The organism is Paenibacillus sp., assembly GCF_035645195.1.
GTDB lineage: Bacteria > Bacillota > Bacilli > Paenibacillales > YIM-B00363 > Paenibacillus_AE.
This window is the reverse complement of the sequence record NZ_DASQNA010000002.1, coordinates 1-16,198: the sequence shown is the minus strand read 5'-3', so window position 1 is coordinate 16,198 and position 16,198 is coordinate 1. Positions and strand designations below refer to the sequence as shown.

General features: G+C 59.4%; 16 protein-coding genes and 1 other RNA gene. 16 read left to right on the top strand and 1 reads right to left on the bottom strand.

Annotated features, from left to right (window positions below; genetic code table 11):
- Window position 1 precedes the first annotated feature (1 nt).
- The gene (locus VE009_RS00090) at window positions 2–1,144 is read right to left on the bottom strand and encodes a S8 family peptidase (protein WP_325005340.1); all 1,143 of its coding nucleotides are present in this window, start codon (window positions 1,142–1,144) and stop codon (window positions 2–4) included.
- 391 nt (window positions 1,145–1,535) lie between these two features.
- Here VE009_RS00090 and rpoE point away from each other — a divergent pair, with 391 nt between their 5' ends.
- The 16 genes from rpoE to VE009_RS00010 all read left to right on the top strand — a co-directional run bounded on the left by rpoE (window position 1,536) and on the right by VE009_RS00010 (window position 15,888).
- Complete coding sequence (gene rpoE, locus VE009_RS00085) at window positions 1,536–2,060, top strand: DNA-directed RNA polymerase subunit delta (RefSeq protein WP_325005386.1); 525 nt, start codon at window positions 1,536–1,538, stop codon at window positions 2,058–2,060.
- 201 nt (window positions 2,061–2,261) lie between these two features.
- Entirely contained in the window at window positions 2,262–3,863 is a 1,602-nt protein-coding gene (locus tag VE009_RS00080; protein ID WP_325005339.1) for a CTP synthase, read from the top strand.
- Between the two features lie 220 nt (window positions 3,864–4,083).
- Window positions 4,084–4,473, top strand: a complete 390-nt coding sequence (locus VE009_RS00075; protein WP_325005338.1) for a response regulator — start codon at window positions 4,084–4,086, stop codon at window positions 4,471–4,473.
- Between the two features lie 131 nt (window positions 4,474–4,604).
- Window positions 4,605–5,459 (top strand): class II fructose-1,6-bisphosphate aldolase, encoded by an 855-nt coding sequence (gene fba, locus VE009_RS00070; RefSeq protein ID WP_325005337.1) that lies wholly within the window; start codon window positions 4,605–4,607, stop codon window positions 5,457–5,459.
- A 159-nt stretch (window positions 5,460–5,618) separates the two neighbouring features.
- Window positions 5,619–6,878 (top strand): UDP-N-acetylglucosamine 1-carboxyvinyltransferase, encoded by a 1,260-nt coding sequence (locus VE009_RS00065; protein ID WP_325005336.1) that lies wholly within the window; start codon window positions 5,619–5,621, stop codon window positions 6,876–6,878.
- Window positions 6,879–7,085: 207 nt separating this feature from the next.
- On the top strand, window positions 7,086–8,450 hold the full coding sequence (rho, locus tag VE009_RS00060) for a transcription termination factor Rho (protein WP_414694745.1): 1,365 nt from the start codon (window positions 7,086–7,088) through the stop codon (window positions 8,448–8,450).
- 14 nt (window positions 8,451–8,464) lie between these two features.
- Entirely contained in the window at window positions 8,465–9,712 is a 1,248-nt protein-coding gene (locus tag VE009_RS00055) for a radical SAM protein (RefSeq protein WP_325005334.1), read from the top strand.
- A 128-nt stretch (window positions 9,713–9,840) separates the two neighbouring features.
- On the top strand, window positions 9,841–10,038 hold the full coding sequence (gene rpmE / locus VE009_RS00050; RefSeq protein ID WP_325005333.1) for a 50S ribosomal protein L31: 198 nt from the start codon (window positions 9,841–9,843) through the stop codon (window positions 10,036–10,038).
- Between the two features lie 62 nt (window positions 10,039–10,100).
- Entirely contained in the window at window positions 10,101–10,493 is a 393-nt protein-coding gene (locus tag VE009_RS00045; RefSeq protein ID WP_325005332.1) for a hypothetical protein, read from the top strand.
- Window positions 10,494–10,557: 64 nt separating this feature from the next.
- An RNA gene (ffs, locus tag VE009_RS00040) (signal recognition particle sRNA small type) lies at window positions 10,558–10,655 on the top strand.
- 176 nt (window positions 10,656–10,831) lie between these two features.
- Window positions 10,832–12,265, top strand: coding sequence for an ATP-binding protein (locus VE009_RS00035; protein ID WP_325005331.1), 1,434 nt, complete (start codon window positions 10,832–10,834; stop codon window positions 12,263–12,265).
- Window positions 12,266–12,350: 85 nt separating this feature from the next.
- The gene (gene dnaX, locus VE009_RS00030) at window positions 12,351–14,123 is read left to right on the top strand and encodes a DNA polymerase III subunit gamma/tau (protein ID WP_325005330.1); all 1,773 of its coding nucleotides are present in this window, start codon (window positions 12,351–12,353) and stop codon (window positions 14,121–14,123) included.
- 75 nt (window positions 14,124–14,198) lie between these two features.
- Complete coding sequence (locus VE009_RS00025; RefSeq protein ID WP_325005385.1) at window positions 14,199–14,519, top strand: YbaB/EbfC family nucleoid-associated protein; 321 nt, start codon at window positions 14,199–14,201, stop codon at window positions 14,517–14,519.
- A gap of 13 nt (window positions 14,520–14,532) precedes the next feature.
- Window positions 14,533–15,132 (top strand): recombination mediator RecR, encoded by a 600-nt coding sequence (recR, locus tag VE009_RS00020; RefSeq protein ID WP_325005329.1) that lies wholly within the window; start codon window positions 14,533–14,535, stop codon window positions 15,130–15,132.
- 141 nt (window positions 15,133–15,273) lie between these two features.
- The gene (locus VE009_RS00015) at window positions 15,274–15,609 is read left to right on the top strand and encodes a DUF2508 family protein (protein ID WP_325005328.1); all 336 of its coding nucleotides are present in this window, start codon (window positions 15,274–15,276) and stop codon (window positions 15,607–15,609) included.
- A gap of 6 nt (window positions 15,610–15,615) precedes the next feature.
- Window positions 15,616–15,888 (top strand): pro-sigmaK processing inhibitor BofA family protein, encoded by a 273-nt coding sequence (locus VE009_RS00010; RefSeq protein ID WP_325005327.1) that lies wholly within the window; start codon window positions 15,616–15,618, stop codon window positions 15,886–15,888.
- The last annotated feature ends 310 nt before the right edge of the window (window positions 15,889–16,198 follow it).

The following is a 16,198-nucleotide window of genomic DNA, read 5'->3' as shown; positions in this document are numbered from 1 at the left end:
CTCATCTTCGAAGCTGGCGGAAGGCGCGCACCGCATCGATTCGACCCGGGTACCGGGTCTTTTTTGTCGCGGAGCCGGGCAGCGGCACCTGCGCCGCGGCGACGATGCGCTTCAGCTGCCCCGGCGACAAATGCGGGCGCGCCGCTTTGACGAGCGCCAGAATGCCCGTTACGTGCGCGGTCGCCATGGATGTGCCGTTCATTTCGTAGTAGCGGCCCTTCGGCCACGTCGAGAGCACGTTCTCGCCGGGCGCGTACACGTCGATCCGCCGGCCGCGGTTGCTGAACGAGGCGATGCGGCCCTTCCCGTCGATCGCGCCGACGCTGATCGTCTGCGGGAACCGGGCGGGGTAGTCGATGAAGCCTCTCCGGCCGTCGTTGCCCGACGAGGCGACGATGACGACGCCGCGCCGCCGCGCGTTGCGCACCGCCTCCAGCATCGATTCGCTGCGATGCTTCATGCCGAAGCTCATGTTGATGATGTCCACGCCTTGCTGGACGCACCAATCGATCGCTTTGACGATGTCCGAGACGTACGCGGTGCCCCGATGGTCGAACGCCTTGACCGGCAGCAGCTCGGCGTGCGGCGCGATGCCCGTCATGCCGTGGCTTCCGGCGGCGGCGATCGTGCCCGCGACGTGAGTGCCGTGACCGTTGTCGTCGAACGGGAGCGTCCGGGGGTTGATCAGGTTGATGCCGCGGGCGAGCGAAGGCGTTAGATCGGGGTGGAGGAAGTCGACGCCCGTATCGATGACGCCGATCCGGACCCGGTCTCCGAGCGATCGCTTCCAGACGGTCGGCACGCGAAGCTCCCGAATACCCGGTGGCACGAACGGGCCCGCGAGCCGGTCGGTGGAGACGGGCTGCCCCACCCCCTGCGCGGGGAAGGCGTGGACGAACAGCGGAGTGTCTTCCTCGACGGCGACGCGGCCGCCGAAGCGGCGGAGGAAGGCTGACGAAAGCGTCCCGCGGCAGGAGAAAGCCCGAATCAGGGGGAGCGGCCGAACGGATGACAACGTTTTGACGACGGCTCTTTCGACCGCGCGGTAGTCGGCGGGATCCGACATGCGGACGATCAGGCGCTTCGCGCCGGGCCGTTTGCGGGTGATCTGCCTAAGCATATTGACGAAGACGACGCTTTCCATATCCTTCCCCCTTACGATGTACGATTCCGCAGTTGCAAACCAGGGAATGTGACATTGTATGAAACGGGTCGCCGGCTGGGATGAGCGTTCGCCGTTTTTTTCGGAAATGGGCGGGAATACGTTGCAGACCGGAACGAATTTCATACAATAAGAAGGGGTCGAGCGGATACAGTCGCGGCGAAGGGGGGCGCCTCTTCGCCTCCGCCGGCTTCCCGGGCGGACAGTTGCTTTTTTCTAGAAAATAGGTTTTACTAAGATGTGAAAATGGAAAGGGTAGCATTATACATATTCTCTTGCGCGGACGAGAAGGGCTGCGAAGGGACTGGGGGTTTTGCATACCGTGAGCGAGTACAAGCTTAAGTTTACGCCCGACCAATTGAAGGAGCTTCCGATGGTCGACGTGGCGTTTGAAATTTTGAAGGCGGCCAATACGCCGTTTTATTACCGGGATTTAATGAAAGAAATCGCGCAGGTCAAAGGGCTGACCGACGAGGAAGCGCAGGACGTCATCGCCCAGGTGTACACGGAGATCAACATCGACGGCCGGTTCGCGTGCGTCGGTCAAAATCTGTGGGGCCTCAAGCGCTGGTACCCGGTCGAAAAAGGCGACGAAGCGGTGGCCGGCGGCGCCAAGCGTCCGCGCATCATCAACGACGACGATGACGACGACGACGATCTGTACGCGGAGGAAGAGGAAGAAAGCTACGACGCGGCAGAAGACGGCGAAGATTTCGACGTCTTAGACGCGGATCGCGACGAGTTCCTCGAGGACGAAGAAGAAGAAGTCGAAGAGTTGGAAGACGAAGAAGCGGTCGTCGACGACGAAGAAGCCGAGCTGGACGAGGAAGAAGAGGCGGACGTCGAAGACGAGGAAGCGGATGATTTCGACGATTTCGAAGACGACGACGACAAATAAACGGGGGGGATTCTCCCCCCTTTGCTTGATCGCCGCCTGTATTGACAGGCTATCTCCGGCAATGTACACTATCTTTTGGGCTACAGCCGGATATATCGAAGATACGATAAAGTGCCCCGTTCGTACGGGTGTCACTTTTTCTTATTTTTACCGTAAAAATCGCCTCGCGAAGAGGCTTGCGTCTTAGGAGGAGTCAGCGTTATGACGAAGTATATTTTCGTAACCGGAGGTGTCGTGTCTTCGCTCGGCAAGGGGATCACGGCGGCGTCGCTCGGCAGATTGTTGAAAAACCGGGGACTGAAAGTCACGATTCAAAAATTCGACCCGTACATTAACGTCGACCCGGGCACGATGAGCCCGTACCAGCACGGCGAAGTGTTCGTAACGGACGACGGGGCCGAGACGGACCTCGACCTCGGCCACTACGAGCGCTTCATCGACATCAACCTGAGCAAAAACAGCAACGTCACGACGGGCAAAATTTATTCCTCCGTCATTACGAAAGAGCGCCGCGGCGAATATTTGGGCGGCACCGTGCAGGTCATCCCGCACATCACGAACGAAATCAAGGAGCGCATCCTGCGCGCGGGCCGCGAGACGCAGCCGGACGTCGTCATCACGGAAATCGGCGGCACGGTCGGCGATATCGAGAGCTTGCCGTTCCTCGAAGCGATCCGTCAGATGAAGAACGACATCGGCCGCTCGAACGTCATGTACATTCATGTTACGCTGATCCCGTTCCTGAAAGCGGCCGGCGAGGTGAAGACGAAGCCGACGCAGCACAGCGTCAAGGAGCTCCGCAGCATCGGCATCCAGCCGCAAATCATCGTCTGCCGGACCGAGCATCCGCTCTCCGACGACATGAAGCGGAAGATCGCCCAGTTCTGCGACGTCGACTCCGACGCGGTCGTCGAATGCCTCGACGCCGAGACGCTGTACGAAGTTCCGCTTATGCTGCAGGCGCAGCGGCTCGACGACATCGTCGTGCGCCATTTCGGACTCGACGTGCCGTCCGCGGACATGACCGAATGGCAGGATCTCGTGCGCCGCGTTAAATCGCTGTCGCAGCGGACGGAGATCGCCATCGTAGGCAAATACGTCGCGCTGCATGACGCGTATTTGTCCATCGTCGAAGCGCTCGGCCACGCCGGCATCGACAACAATACCGAAGTCAACATCCGTTGGGTCAACGCGGAAGAAGTGTACGACCATAACGTGCACGAGCTGCTCGCCGGCGTTCACGGCGTGCTCGTGCCGGGCGGCTTCGGCGATCGGGGCATCGAAGGCAAAATCGCGGCGATCCGCTACGCGCGGGAGCAGCGCATTCCGTTCTTCGGCATTTGCCTCGGCATGCAGGTGGCCGTCATCGAGTACGCCCGCAACGTCCTCGGCCTGCGCGGCGCCAACTCGTCGGAGATTCACCCGGCGACGCCGTACGCGGTCATCGATTTGCTGCCGGAGCAGAAGGACATCGAAAACTTGGGCGGCACGATGCGCCTCGGTTTGTACCCGTGCAAGCTGGACGAGCAATCGCTCGCGTACCGCTGCTACAACGACGAGCTCGTCTACGAGCGCCATCGTCATCGGTACGAGTTCAACAACGCATACCGGGACCGCATGGAAGCGGCGGGCCTGCGCTTCACCGGCACGTCGCCGGACGGACGCCTCGTCGAAATCGTCGAGCTGCCGGATCATCCGTGGTTCCTCGCCGTGCAGTTCCATCCGGAATTCACGTCCCGTCCGAACCGGCCGCAGCCGCTGTTCCGCGAGTTCGTCAGCGCGGCGCTCCGGCTTCAACAATAACGGAATCACATCGAAAAATTGTCGAAAAAAAGGTCGCTTGATGGCGCTTCATGTCGCTTGAGGGCGGCCTTTTTGTATAACCCTGATTTCTTTGCAAAAGAAACCATTTTTTTGAGATATTTAGCAGGAAAACGCTTCGTTGCCGCGAAATAGTATGGATATCAAGGCAGGGGTGTCGACCCTTTGTATAAGGTTCACTTGACGGAAGGAGGACTTCAGTTTGGACAAGCATACCGTACTCATCGTGGACGACCAGAACGGTATCCGCGTGCTGCTCACCGAAGTGTTCAGCAGCGAAGGATATCGGACGTTCCAAGCCTCCAACGGAAAGCTGGCGCTCGAAATCGTCAGAGAGCACAAGCCGGATCTCGTTCTGCTGGACATGAAAATTCCGGGGATGGACGGGTTGGAGATCTTGAAGCACATCAAGAAAATCGATGCCAGCATTAAAGTGATCATGATGACCGCTTACGGCGAGCTCGACATGATCAAAGAAGCGACGGAGTCGGGCGCGCTGATGCATTTCACGAAGCCGTTCGATATCGACGAACTGCGCACGGCGGTGAACGCCGAGCTTCGCGGAGATTCCTCGTACTCCATTTGGAGGTAAGGCCGGTAGCATCCGGGCGGCATACCATTTCGGACGCGGTTATGTTATAATTTGCTTCGGGTCGCGTCCGGCGGACAAGTCGTGTGTGATGGACACGGCCTCGAATAGGAGAAATCAGGGAGGTTATACTTGTGCCGCTTGTTTCGATGAACGAATTTTTGCCGAAGGCGAAAGCGAATAAATTCGCGGTCGGCCAGTTCAACATGAACAACTTGGAGTTTGCGAAAGCCATCACGGAAGCCGCTATGGCGGAAAAATCCCCGTTTATTTTCGGCGTTAGCGAAGGCGCGTTGAAATACATGGGCATCGAATATACGGTCGCGATCGCGGAAGCCGCCGCGAAGCAATCGGGTCTTCCGATCGCGCTCCATCTCGACCACGGAAGCACGTTCGAAGTCGCGATGAAATGTATTCGCGCGGGCTTCTCTTCCGTTATGTTCGACGGTTCTCACCACTCGTTCGAAGAGAACATTCGCCTCACGAAGGAAGTCGTGAAAGCGGCGCACGCGATGGGCGTATCCGTCGAGGGCGAGCTCGGCACGATCGGCGGCGTGGAAGACGACATCAGCGTCGACGAGGCCGATGCCGCATTGGCGAAGCCGGAAGAAGCGATTCGTTTCTGGGAAGAAACGGGCGTAGACTGCGTCGCGATCGCGGTCGGCACGGCGCACGGCATGTACAAAGGCGAAGTGAAAATCCGTTACGATATCATCGAGGAAGTCGCTAAGGCGATTCCGGTTCCGATCGTGCTTCACGGCGGTTCGGGCGTGCCGGACGAAGCGATCCGCCTCTCCATCTCGGCGGGCGTAGGCAAGATCAACGTCAATACGGAAAACCAAGTCGCATGCACCGACGCGATTCGCGAAGTATTGAACAAAGACGCCAACGTGTACGATCCGCGGAAATACCTCACCCCTGCGAAAAACGCGATGGTCGAGGTCGTCCGTTCGAAAATCCGGTTGTTCGGCAGCAGCAACCAGGCGTAAACGCGAGCGTCAGGCGGGAAAAGCGGGGAAATTCATTCGACGACTTTGGAGCGCCGAGTGGTTTCCCTGTCTCTTTTTTTAAGATCAGATCGCAACACCCGCGGTACGGCCTGGGAGAAACGGATGATGTTCAGAAGCGAGCAGGGGGAACAGGTACGAATGACGGAAAAGCTCATGATCGCCGGCGGCCGTCCGCTGTGCGGAACGGTTACGATTAGCGGCGCCAAAAACAGCGCCGTCGCGCTCATCCCGGCCGCGCTGCTGGCAGAGACGACGGTCGTTCTTGATAACTTGCCCGACATCAGCGACGTGATGATTTATGCGGAGCTGCTGGAAGAACTCGGCGCGAAGGTGGAATACCGGGACGGACAGATGACGATCGACCCGACCGACCTCCGTTCCAAACCGCTGCCGAACGGCAACGTAAAAAAGCTGCGGGCTTCTTACTATTTAATGGGCGCGCTGCTCGGACGTTTCGGCGAAGCGCTCATCGGCATGCCGGGCGGCTGCAATTTCGAGCCTCGCCCGATCGATCAACATATTAAAGGTTTCGAAGCGCTCGGAGCGACCGTAGCGAACGAACACGGCTCCGTCCATATTCGTTCGAACGGGCTGCGTGGAGCGAAAATTTATTTGGATGTCGCCAGCGTCGGCGCGACGATTAACATCATGCTCGCCGCCTCGCGGGCGAATGGCGTAACATTGATCGAAAACGCGGCCAAAGAGCCTGAAATCATAGATGTCGCGACGCTGCTCAGCTCGATGGGCGCCCGCATCAAGGGCGCAGGAACGGAAACGATCCGCATCGAGGGCGTCAAAGAACTGAGCGGCTGCCGCCACTCGATCATCCCGGACCGGATCCAAGCCGGAACGTATATGATCGCCGCCGCGGCGACGGCGGGAGACGTGCTCGTAGACAACGTCATTCCGAAACATATGGAGGCGCTCACCGCGAAGCTGCAAGAGATGGGCGCGCACGTCTACGAGATGGACGAAGCGATTCGCGTCGTCGGCAAGCCCGAATACGAGCATGTCGATGTCAAAGCGCTCGTTTATCCAGGGTTCGCCACCGATTTGCAATCGCCGATGACGAGTTTGCTCACGCGGGCGAACGGCGTCAGCATTTTGACCGATTACGTATACTCTAGCCGATTCAAGCATGTGCCGGAGCTGCAGCGCATGGGCGCGAACATTCGGGTCGAAGGCCGTTCCGCGATCATCCAACGGAGCGTGCTGAACGGCGCGAAGGTGCGTGCGACCGATCTGCGGGCCGGGGCCGCGCTGTTCGTCGCCGGCATGATGGTGCCGAACGGAGGCGTAACGGAAATTACCGGTTACGATTACATTCGCCGCGGATACGACATGCTGACGGACAACCTGAAGCGGCTCGGCGCGGAAGTGTGGCTGGAGCGCGAATAGAACCTCTCGATTCCGTCGATAACTAGTTGGTAGGATTAGAAGATTAGAAGCAAGGAGGGGGCTTCGCGCAACGAACCTGACCTCGCGCCGCCGCTCCGCATCGTCACGCGGCAAGTCATCCGAAGTTCGCCTTACGAGGTTATTTAACTTACTAAGAAATGTGGTGGTTGTTTGAGTACGGAACTCACTTTGGCCGATTTGGAAGCGATGAAGCTGACGGATCTGTACAAGCTGGCGAAGTCGTTCCAGATCCCGTATTACGGCCAGATGAAGAAGAAAGAATTGGTGTTCGCCATATTGCGGGCCCAAGCGGAAAAGTCCGGTCTCATGTTCATGCAGGGCGTGCTGGAGATTTTGCCGGAAGGCTTCGGATTCTTGCGTCCAATCAATTATTTGCCCAGCTCGGAAGACATTTATATCTCGGCCTCCCAAATTCGCAAGTTCGATTTGCGGTCGGGCGACTTGGTTTCCGGCAAATGCCGGCCCCCGAAAGAGAGCGAACGGTACTTCGGTTTGCTGCACGTGACGGCGGTCAACGGAGAAGATCCCGAGACGGCGTCCGAACGGCTGCATTTCCCCGCGCTTACCCCTCTGTATCCGCAGGAGAAGATCGTGCTCGAAACCGCCCCCGACGAAATATCCACGCGTCTTATGGATCTATTTACGCCGGTCGGCCTGGGACAACGGGGCCTCATCGTCGCTCCGCCGAAAGCCGGAAAAACGCTGCTTCTGAAAAAAATCGCCAACAGCATTTCGAAAAATTACCCGGACATCAAACTGTTCATTCTCCTCATCGACGAACGTCCTGAAGAAGTGACCGACATGCAGCGTTCCGTGGATGCCGAGGTGGTCTCGTCGACGTTCGACGAAGTGCCGGAGAACCATATCAAAGTGGCGGAGCTCGTGCTTGAACGCGCGCTGCGGCTCGTCGAGCATAAGAAGGACGTCGTCATTTTGCTGGACAGCATCACGCGTCTGGCGAGGGCGTACAACTTGGTCATTCCGCCATCCGGGCGCACGCTGTCCGGCGGCGTCGATCCGGCGGCGTTTCATCGGCCGAAGCGGTTTTTCGGCGCCGCGCGCAACGTCGAGGAAGGCGGCAGCCTGACGATTTTGGCGACGGCGCTCGTCGAAACCGGCTCGCGTATGGACGACGTCATTTATGAAGAATTTAAAGGTACGGGCAACATGGAGCTCCATCTGGACCGCAAGCTGGCGGAGCGCCGCATATTCCCGGCGATCGACATTCGCCGCTCCGGCACGCGCCGCGAGGAAGTGCTGCTGACGAAGGAAGAGCTCGACAAAGTGTGGGCGATCCGCAAGTCGCTGCAGGATTCGCATGAGTATACGGAAGCGTTGATCAAGAAATTGGCGGAAACGAAAACGAACGAAGAATTCCTCAAAACGATCGAAACGAAACGGGGAGCCGGCGGCTCCGCGAGCGGCGCGGCAAGCTCGGGCGGTTCGGCGGCCGGGGCTGCCGCAGGCGCGTCCGGCGCGTCGGGCGCTCGCGCAAGCGGCGAACGCAAGCCGCGCACCGCCGTCGGTTCGCCGTCGACGAGAACGCAATAAGGGTGGAGATAGCCATGCATTTGGTCTACGCGGACGCGTCGGGCAACGTCTATGATCATCCCGAATATTTGGCGCTGGGGCGCGGCGGCGACGTCATTACCGAGGTGATGGAGGATGAGCTCATTCCGCTGCCGGAAGGCGCGACGCTCGTCTCGCTTCCGGGGACGCGTCCGGTAGCCTTGCATGCGGAGACGAGCGAGATGATCCGCGTCGACGAGGATGACGTGTACGCCGTCGGCGCGCTGCTGCCGCAAGGATTTACGCGGCTGTTGCTGCCGGGCTACGTCAAGCGTCCCGGCGCGGAGCCGCTGCCGCTGTTCGGCTATACGGCCGTCGTCTGGAAGGACGGGGGCTTCTACGTGGCCGCGCGGCAGTCGGACGATCCGGAGAAGTGGAATCCGCGGAACTGCGACACGGACGAGCTCGAAGCGGGCGTGAAGCGGCTGACCGAAGCGTACCCGGAAAATCGGCTGTATCAGCATTTGTCGAACTGCGCGCTCGGCTACGAATGTTTGACGGCGTCCAACACGTTCCTGCAACGTTGGGAAGGAGCGGTTCCTGTATCGTTCTCCTGCAATGCGGGCTGCTTCGGGTGCATCTCCGAGCAGCCGGACGAAAGCGGGTTCCCGGCGCCGCAGACGCGGCTGAAGTTCAAGCCGACCGTCGACGAAGTCGTGCAGATCATGCTGGAGCACTTGCGGACGCCGGAGAGCATCATCTCGTTCGGGCAAGGCTGCGAGGGCGAGCCGTCCACGCAGGCGCCGACGATCATCGAAGCGATTCGCCGCGTTCGAGCCCAGACGAGTCTCGGCTACATCAATATCAATACGAACGCGGGGCTCACCGATCATATTCGCGGCATCGTCGATGCGGGGCTCGATCTGATGCGCGTCAGTACGATCAGCGCGTTGGACGATCATTATAACGCCTACTACAAGCCGCGCGGGTATACGCTCGCGAACGTCGAAAAGTCGCTCGTCTACGCGGAGAGCAAGGGCGTGTATACGTCGATCAACTATTTGATCTTCCCCGGGGTGACCGATCGGGAAGAAGAGCTCGAGGCGATGATCGAGTTCGCGCGGCGGACGAAGCTGAAGCTCATTCAGCTGCGCAACCTGAACATCGACCCGGAAAGCTATTTGGCGATCATCCCGAAAGCGAAGGGCGAGCTGCTCGGCATGAAGCAGGCGATCGAAATATTGGAGGCCGAGCTTCCGGACGTGCGCATCGGTTCTTACACGCACGTGCCGCAGAAGGCTTAGGGCTGCTCGCCTCCTGCCGGCAGTATATTCCTGCTTGCATTCGCGAATCGCCCGTGCTACAATAAACGTCGCTATGTAATTTTACTCTGAATCGGCCAAGGATTCAGGGCGGAAAGAGGGGTACCCACGTGAAAACAGCAATTCAACCGAAATATCACGTGACGACGGTCACTTGCGCATGCGGCAATTCGTTCGAAACCGGTTCCGTAAAACCGAACCTTCGTGTCGAAATTTGCTCCGTTTGCCATCCGTTCTTCACGGGCAAGCAGAAGTTCACGGACGTCGGCGGCCGCGTCGACAAGTTCAAGAAGAAGTACGGCATCTAATTTTTCCCAAGCATACGCAGGCACCTCCGCCGGGCACGATAACGGCAGGAGGTGCCTTTGTTATGGGCAAGTTTGCACTGCGATCGGCCGCGGCCGCCGTTCTGCTCGCCGCATCGGCGCTCGTCGCCGGCGGATGCGGGAGCCAGCCGCATCAGATGGAAGGCAACCGGTATGCGGACGACGGCTACATGGGCCTCAGCAATTCGAATCCGAATCTGCGCACGAATCCGGGGCATTATACGTACAGCAAAGACCGTCAATTGATGCGCCAGGCGCTGCGCGAGATGGATCTCGACAAGCAGGCTACGATCTGGATGGCGGGACCGCACGTGACCGTGACGCTGCACTTGGGCGAAACCGTGTCGCCGGAGGAAGCCGCCGCGATTCGTTCGGACGCGTACGCCCTGCTGAAAGGGAACGTGCCGAGGTACGATTACGACATTCGCGTCGAATAGCGGTATCGACAGGGAAGTTCTGGGGCGCCTTGCTATTCGACAGGGCTTGGAGTATACTAAAGTTCGGTCAGGTCCTCGCGATGAGTGCCTACGAACCCGGTCAGGTCCGGAAGGAAGCAGCCGTAAGTAGGAAGTCTCATGTGCGGGGGTCCCTGGCCTCTTCTTATCTCGAAATATGGAACACCTTTGTTCGCTCGGCCGGAAGGCGCGCGGATGAAGGTGTTTTTTGCATTTTTATATTGATTTGTGGCGCCGGGAGGAAATTATTGTCGGGAAGGCGAAATATTACTAGAGAGTTAGTGCTAAAACTTGGAAATCGGCAGGAAGGCGGTGCCCGAGTGCTGGAAGCGAACCAATGGAAAATTCATTCTGCGAACCGAGATGACGAATTAACCACAATTTTCGAGGGGCTGTTCCTTGTTCTTGACGAGCAAGGGCGCGTGACGTACGTGCAGTCGGAGTTGGCCGCGATGCTCGGGCTAATGCCGGAAGAGATGATTCGTCGTCCGATAACCGACTTTTTGCGTCGTCCTTCGACGTTCGAGGAGATCGTGGACGGCGCCAGCAGGAAGAACGAAGCGGATACGCCGATGATCGAGCTGACGGGCTGCCATCGGACGCTTCCCCCGAACGAGTACGTCGTCTTCCGCATCGAGGGCGCCGAAGGAGCGACTTACGTAGTGTCCTTGGTTCGGCTGAACGGGGATGCGCGGCTGACGTTGCTGCAGCGGTTCGCCGTCGCGCTCATGCGGGACGTCAATATGGGCGTGCTGCTGCTCAACCCGAATTTCGAGTTGGTCGAAATCAGCGACACGGCTTGCCGGGTGTTGGGCGTTCACCGAGAGGAGGCGCTCGGCAAATCGCTCGACGATGTGTTCGGCGACGTGCCGCCCGGGCATCGGCTGGTGGATCGGACGCTGCTCGAAGGAATGACCGTGAAAAATCACGCGATATCTTGGACGAACGATCGCGAACGGTTCGAACTGATTATGGATACCAGCCTGCTGAAGGATGCCGAAGGACGCGTCGAAGGGGCGTACGTGCTGTTTAAGGATGTCTCGAATTTACGATCGCTAGAGCAGCAGGTGCAGCGAAGCGACCGGCTCGCGATGATCGGGCAAATCGCGGCGGGCACTGCGCACGAGATTCGCAATCCGCTGACATCGATCAAAGGCTTTCTGCAAGTGCTCAAACGGTCGCTTCACGATCATGGGATGCAGAAGGAATACGGCTATGCGGAGCTGATGCTGAGCGAGATCGATCGGATTAACGAGCTGGTGAGCGAATTTCTGCTTCTCAGCAAGCCGAAGCATACGACATTGACGCAAATCGACGTGTCGGCCGTCATTCGCGAAATTTTGCCGATCATCAACAACGAGGCGATTTTGCACAACGTTACGGTGGAATATCAATCGGCGCTCGATTTGCCGCTCATCATGGCGGACCGGGAGCTGCTCAAGCAAGTGTTCATCAATCTGTGCAAGAACGGCATCGAGGCGATGTCCGCGGAAGGCGGCACGTTGACGATTACGGAGAAGCCGGACCGGCTGGAGCATCGGTTGAACGTATATGTGCAGGATACCGGTCCCGGCATTCCGGCGTTTTTGATCGACAAAATTTTCGATCCGTTCTTCACGACGAAAGAGGAAGGAACCGGACTCGGCTTGTCCGTATGCCAGCGCATCGTGCACGACATCGGCGGCACGCTGCGGGTGTCGTCCAAAGGATACGGCACCATTTTCGTCGTGTCCGTCCCGTATATTCGAACGTAGCCGCGGCGCACTCCACGCCGCGGCTGTTACGTTGGCGTCCGAACTGATATAATAAGAAGGATCATGAGGAGCAGAGGGGAAGCGTATGTCGCGTATGGCGTTGTACCGCGCTTGGCGGTCGCAAACGTTCGCAGATGTTATCGGACAACAGCATATTACGCAAACGCTCCAAAATTCGATCCGCGAAGGCCGGCTGTCTCACGCGTATCTGTTCAACGGACCGCGGGGGACGGGGAAAACGAGCACGGCCAAAATTTTGGCGAAGGCGGTCAACTGCGAAAGCGGGCCTTCGGCGGAGCCTTGCAACGAATGCGACGCGTGCCGGCGCATTACGTCGGGCGCTTGCATCGACGTTAGCGAGTTCGACGCGGCCTCGAACCGGGGCGTGGAAGAAATTCGCGACATTCGGGATAAGGTGAAATACGCGCCTACCGAAGTGCGGTACAAGGTGTACATCATCGACGAGGTTCACATGCTTACGACGGAAGCGTTCAACGCGCTGCTGAAGACGTTGGAAGAGCCTCCGGAGCATGTGCTGTTTATTTTGGCGACGACCGAGCCGCATAAGGTGCCGGCGACGATTCATTCCCGGTGCCAGCGGTTCGATTTCCGCCGCATTACGCCGCTCGAGCAGGCGGACCGGATGCGCCGCATTTGCGAAGCGGAGGGGATCGAGGCGGAAGAGGACGCGCTCGCGCTGATTGCCCGTCTGTCCGACGGCGGGATGCGCGACGCGCTCAGCCTGCTCGACCAAGCGACGTCTTACACGGGCAATCGCGTCACGGCGGACGGCGTGTTGACCATGACCGGCGGCATCGCGGGCGAGCAGTACGGCGCCCTGGCCGGAGCGATCGCGAAGCAGGACATCGGCTTCGTGCTCGATTTCGTCGCCCGGCTCATGCGGGAAGGGAAGAGCGCCGATAAGTGCCTCGAAGGTTTCTTATCGCATCTTCGCGACTTGCTGCTGGTGAAGCTGGTCCCCGGATCCGCGGCGGTCGCGGATCGGCTCTCGCCGGCGGAGCGAGAGCGGCTGTCGGCGCAAGCGGCGGAGTTCGCGAACGATCGATTGTTCCAGATGATCGAGACGGTGAACGCCAGCCTCGGCGAGATGAAGTATGCGGCGCAGCCGCAGACGATGCTCGAAGTGGCGCTGCTCAAGCTGTGCGTCGCCCCGGCGTCTGCGGCTCCGGCCGCGGCCGCATCGGCGCCCGCCGCGGTCGACGCTTCCGCGGGCAGCGTCGAGCTGAGCGGCCTCGCGTCCGAGCTGCGGCGCCTCGTCGTCCGCGTCGAGCGGCTGGAGTCGCGCCCGGCGGCGGCTGCGCCGGAGTCTAGCGCCGCGCCCGCCCCCGCGCCGGCTCCGAAGCCGGCTGCGCCCGCGCCTCGCTCGATGTCGATGAGCGCGATGCAGCCGTTCCTCGCCGCGCGCGAAACGGAGCCGTCGCAGCAGGTGCTTCGCGCCTGGGGCACGGTTATGCAGCGGGTGAAGGAACGGCGGGTGCAGGTGTCCGCGTGGCTGCAGAACGGCGAGCCGGTATCGGCGACGGAAGATGTCGTGCTGGTCGCGTTCAAAAATTCGATCCATCGCGAGACGACCGAGAAGCCGGCCAACAAGGAGCTGATCGAAAGCGTCATCTCCGAAGTGTTCGGACGGCCGTATCGGCTCGCGACGCTGATGCTCAAGGACTGGCAGTCCGCGCTGGAAACGGCCGTCGGCTCGGCTTCTCCGCCGGAGGTGCTGGAGCTGACGCCGGACGATGCGGACGGCGGTCCGGAAGCCGGCCGCAAGCAGTACAAAGAAGAGTGGATCAACGAGGCGATCGAGCAATTCGGGGAATCGCTCGTCGTGGTGAAAGAGTAGGAACCCTTTTTACAAAACAACCAAATTCGTATGCGAGGTGCTGTTACGATGATGAGAGGCGGAATGCGCGGCGGCATGGGCGGCGGCGGCAACATGAACCAAATGTTGAAGCAAGTGAAGAAGATGCAGGAGCAAATGATGAAGGCGCAAGAAGAGCTCGCCACGAAAACGGTCGAAGGCACGGCGGGCGGCGGCGTCGTTACGGTCGTCATGACGGGGCAGAAAACGGTGCAATCCGTCACGATCAAGCCGGAGGCTGTCGATCCGGACGACGTCGAAATGCTGCAGGATCTCGTGCTGACGGCGGTCAACGACGCGCTGACGAAGGCGGAAGAGCTGGCGAATCAAGATATGGGCAAATTCACGGGCGGCATGAACATCCCGGGATTGTTCTAAGGAGACGTTCTTTTTGTTCTATCCGGAACCGATAGCGAAACTTATTGATTCTTTCAGCAGGCTGCCCGGCGTCGGTCCCAAAACGGCAGCGCGCCTCGCGTTCCACGTGCTGCGGATGAAAGAAGAGGATGTCGTCAACTTCGCCAAAGCGTTGGTGAACGTCAAACGGAATCTGTTGTATTGCTCGGTCTGCTGCAATATTACGGATACGGATCCGTGCCGCGTCTGCTCGGACAAAAACCGCGACCGCTCGGTCATCTGCGTCGTGCAGGAAGCGCGCGATTTGGTCGCGATGGAGCGGACGAAGGAGTACCATGGGCTGTACCATGTGCTCCAAGGCGCCATTTCGCCGATGGAGGGGATCGGCCCGGACGACATCCGCGTCGCGGAGCTGCTTCGCCGGCTCGCCGACGACGAGGTTCAGGAGCTGATTCTAGCTACGAACCCGAACATCGAGGGCGAGGCTACAGCGATGTATTTATCCCGGCTCGTCAAACCGTTCGCCATCAAGGTAACGCGCATCGCGCACGGCTTGCCGGTCGGCGGCGATTTGGAATACGCGGACGAGGTGACGCTGTCGAAGGCGCTCGAAGGCCGCAGGGAATTGAGTTAACGATAAGCTCGGGGCGATCCGCCTCGGGCTTTTTTTGTGATCGTCGGGCGATTGGGACAGGTTATGGTTCTATTTGGCGTCGGAACTCCCATATCTATTACAGAGCCGGAAACCGGAGCTTAAGGATTGGGAGGATGCGGAATGCGAATGAACTGGAAAGCGTGGACGGGCGGTCTTGCGAAGCTGCGCATGAGCACGAAGCGGCAGGAGGAGGCGCCGAAGCCGGCGGGAGCGTCGCTGGAAGAGCAGGAGCATCTGCTGCAGGATATTCGGACGGCGCATCGGGAATGGGAGTGCGCCCGGCATCGACTGGATCAGGCGCTCGGGGACGATGAGGTCGATTACGCGATCTTCGCGCTGGAAACGGCGGAGAAACGGTACGGCATGCTGCTGAAGCAGGCGAAAGCGATGCGGCTTTCGGGAAGGAGCTACCGCCCGAGTGCGGCGCCGGCAACGAAACGAACGTTGGAGGGGTAAGGCGATATGGAAAAATCGTTCTGGCTTGCTGTCTTCGTCGCCTCGCTGGCGGGGCTATCCCTCATCGCCGTCCGCCGGCGGTTCGGGTTCGGATGGCTTCGGGTCGCCGCGATGAACGTGGTGACGGGGGGCATTCTATTATATGCACTCGGATTGGCCGAGCCTTATACGCACCTGCATTTGCCGATGAACGCGGCGACCGTGGCGACGGTCGGCGTGCTGGGCGTCCCCGGACTGGCGGCTTTGATCGGATTAAAATTGTTAGTCATCGGGTCATGAAAAATTTCGGTTGACTTCGTAAAATGGGCTGTGATATATTATTGCTTGTCGCCGTGAGAACGGCGGCGTCGAAAACTGTCGAATCGACAGGCGGAGGGAAACATTACCGCTTGCGCGACGGGGCCCGAAGATGATACATTAGTCTTCCGGCCAAGAGCCGACAGCTTGTTCCTTGAAAACTGAACAACGAGCGCATACGCGTTCGGCGGATTTCGGTCCGTCGGACAAAGTAAGAAAGCTAGCTTGTAATGAGCATAGACGAACTACCCTTTTTGGAGAGTTTGATCCTGGCTCAGGACGAACGCTGGCG

Bases quoted from the DNA above. Each gene is read 5' to 3' on its own strand.
- VE009_RS00090 (WP_325005340.1), bottom strand. From the start codon at position 1,144: ATGGAAAGCGTCGTCTTCGTCAATATGCTTAGGCAGATCACCCGCAAA.
- rpoE (WP_325005386.1), top strand. From the start codon at position 1,536: ATGGTCGACGTGGCGTTTGAAATTTTGAAGGCGGCCAATACGCCGTTT.
- VE009_RS00080 (WP_325005339.1), top strand. From the start codon at position 2,262: ATGACGAAGTATATTTTCGTAACCGGAGGTGTCGTGTCTTCGCTCGGC.
- VE009_RS00065 (WP_325005336.1), top strand. From the start codon at position 5,619: ATGACGGAAAAGCTCATGATCGCCGGCGGCCGTCCGCTGTGCGGAACG.
- rho (WP_414694745.1), top strand. From the start codon at position 7,086: ATGAAGCTGACGGATCTGTACAAGCTGGCGAAGTCGTTCCAGATCCCG.
- VE009_RS00055 (WP_325005334.1), top strand. From the start codon at position 8,465: ATGCATTTGGTCTACGCGGACGCGTCGGGCAACGTCTATGATCATCCC.
- VE009_RS00045 (WP_325005332.1), top strand. From the start codon at position 10,101: ATGGGCAAGTTTGCACTGCGATCGGCCGCGGCCGCCGTTCTGCTCGCC.
- dnaX (WP_325005330.1), top strand. From the start codon at position 12,351: ATGTCGCGTATGGCGTTGTACCGCGCTTGGCGGTCGCAAACGTTCGCA.
- VE009_RS00025 (WP_325005385.1), top strand. From the start codon at position 14,199: ATGGGCGGCGGCGGCAACATGAACCAAATGTTGAAGCAAGTGAAGAAG.
- VE009_RS00015 (WP_325005328.1), top strand. From the start codon at position 15,274: ATGCGAATGAACTGGAAAGCGTGGACGGGCGGTCTTGCGAAGCTGCGC.
- VE009_RS00010 (WP_325005327.1), top strand. From the start codon at position 15,616: ATGGAAAAATCGTTCTGGCTTGCTGTCTTCGTCGCCTCGCTGGCGGGG.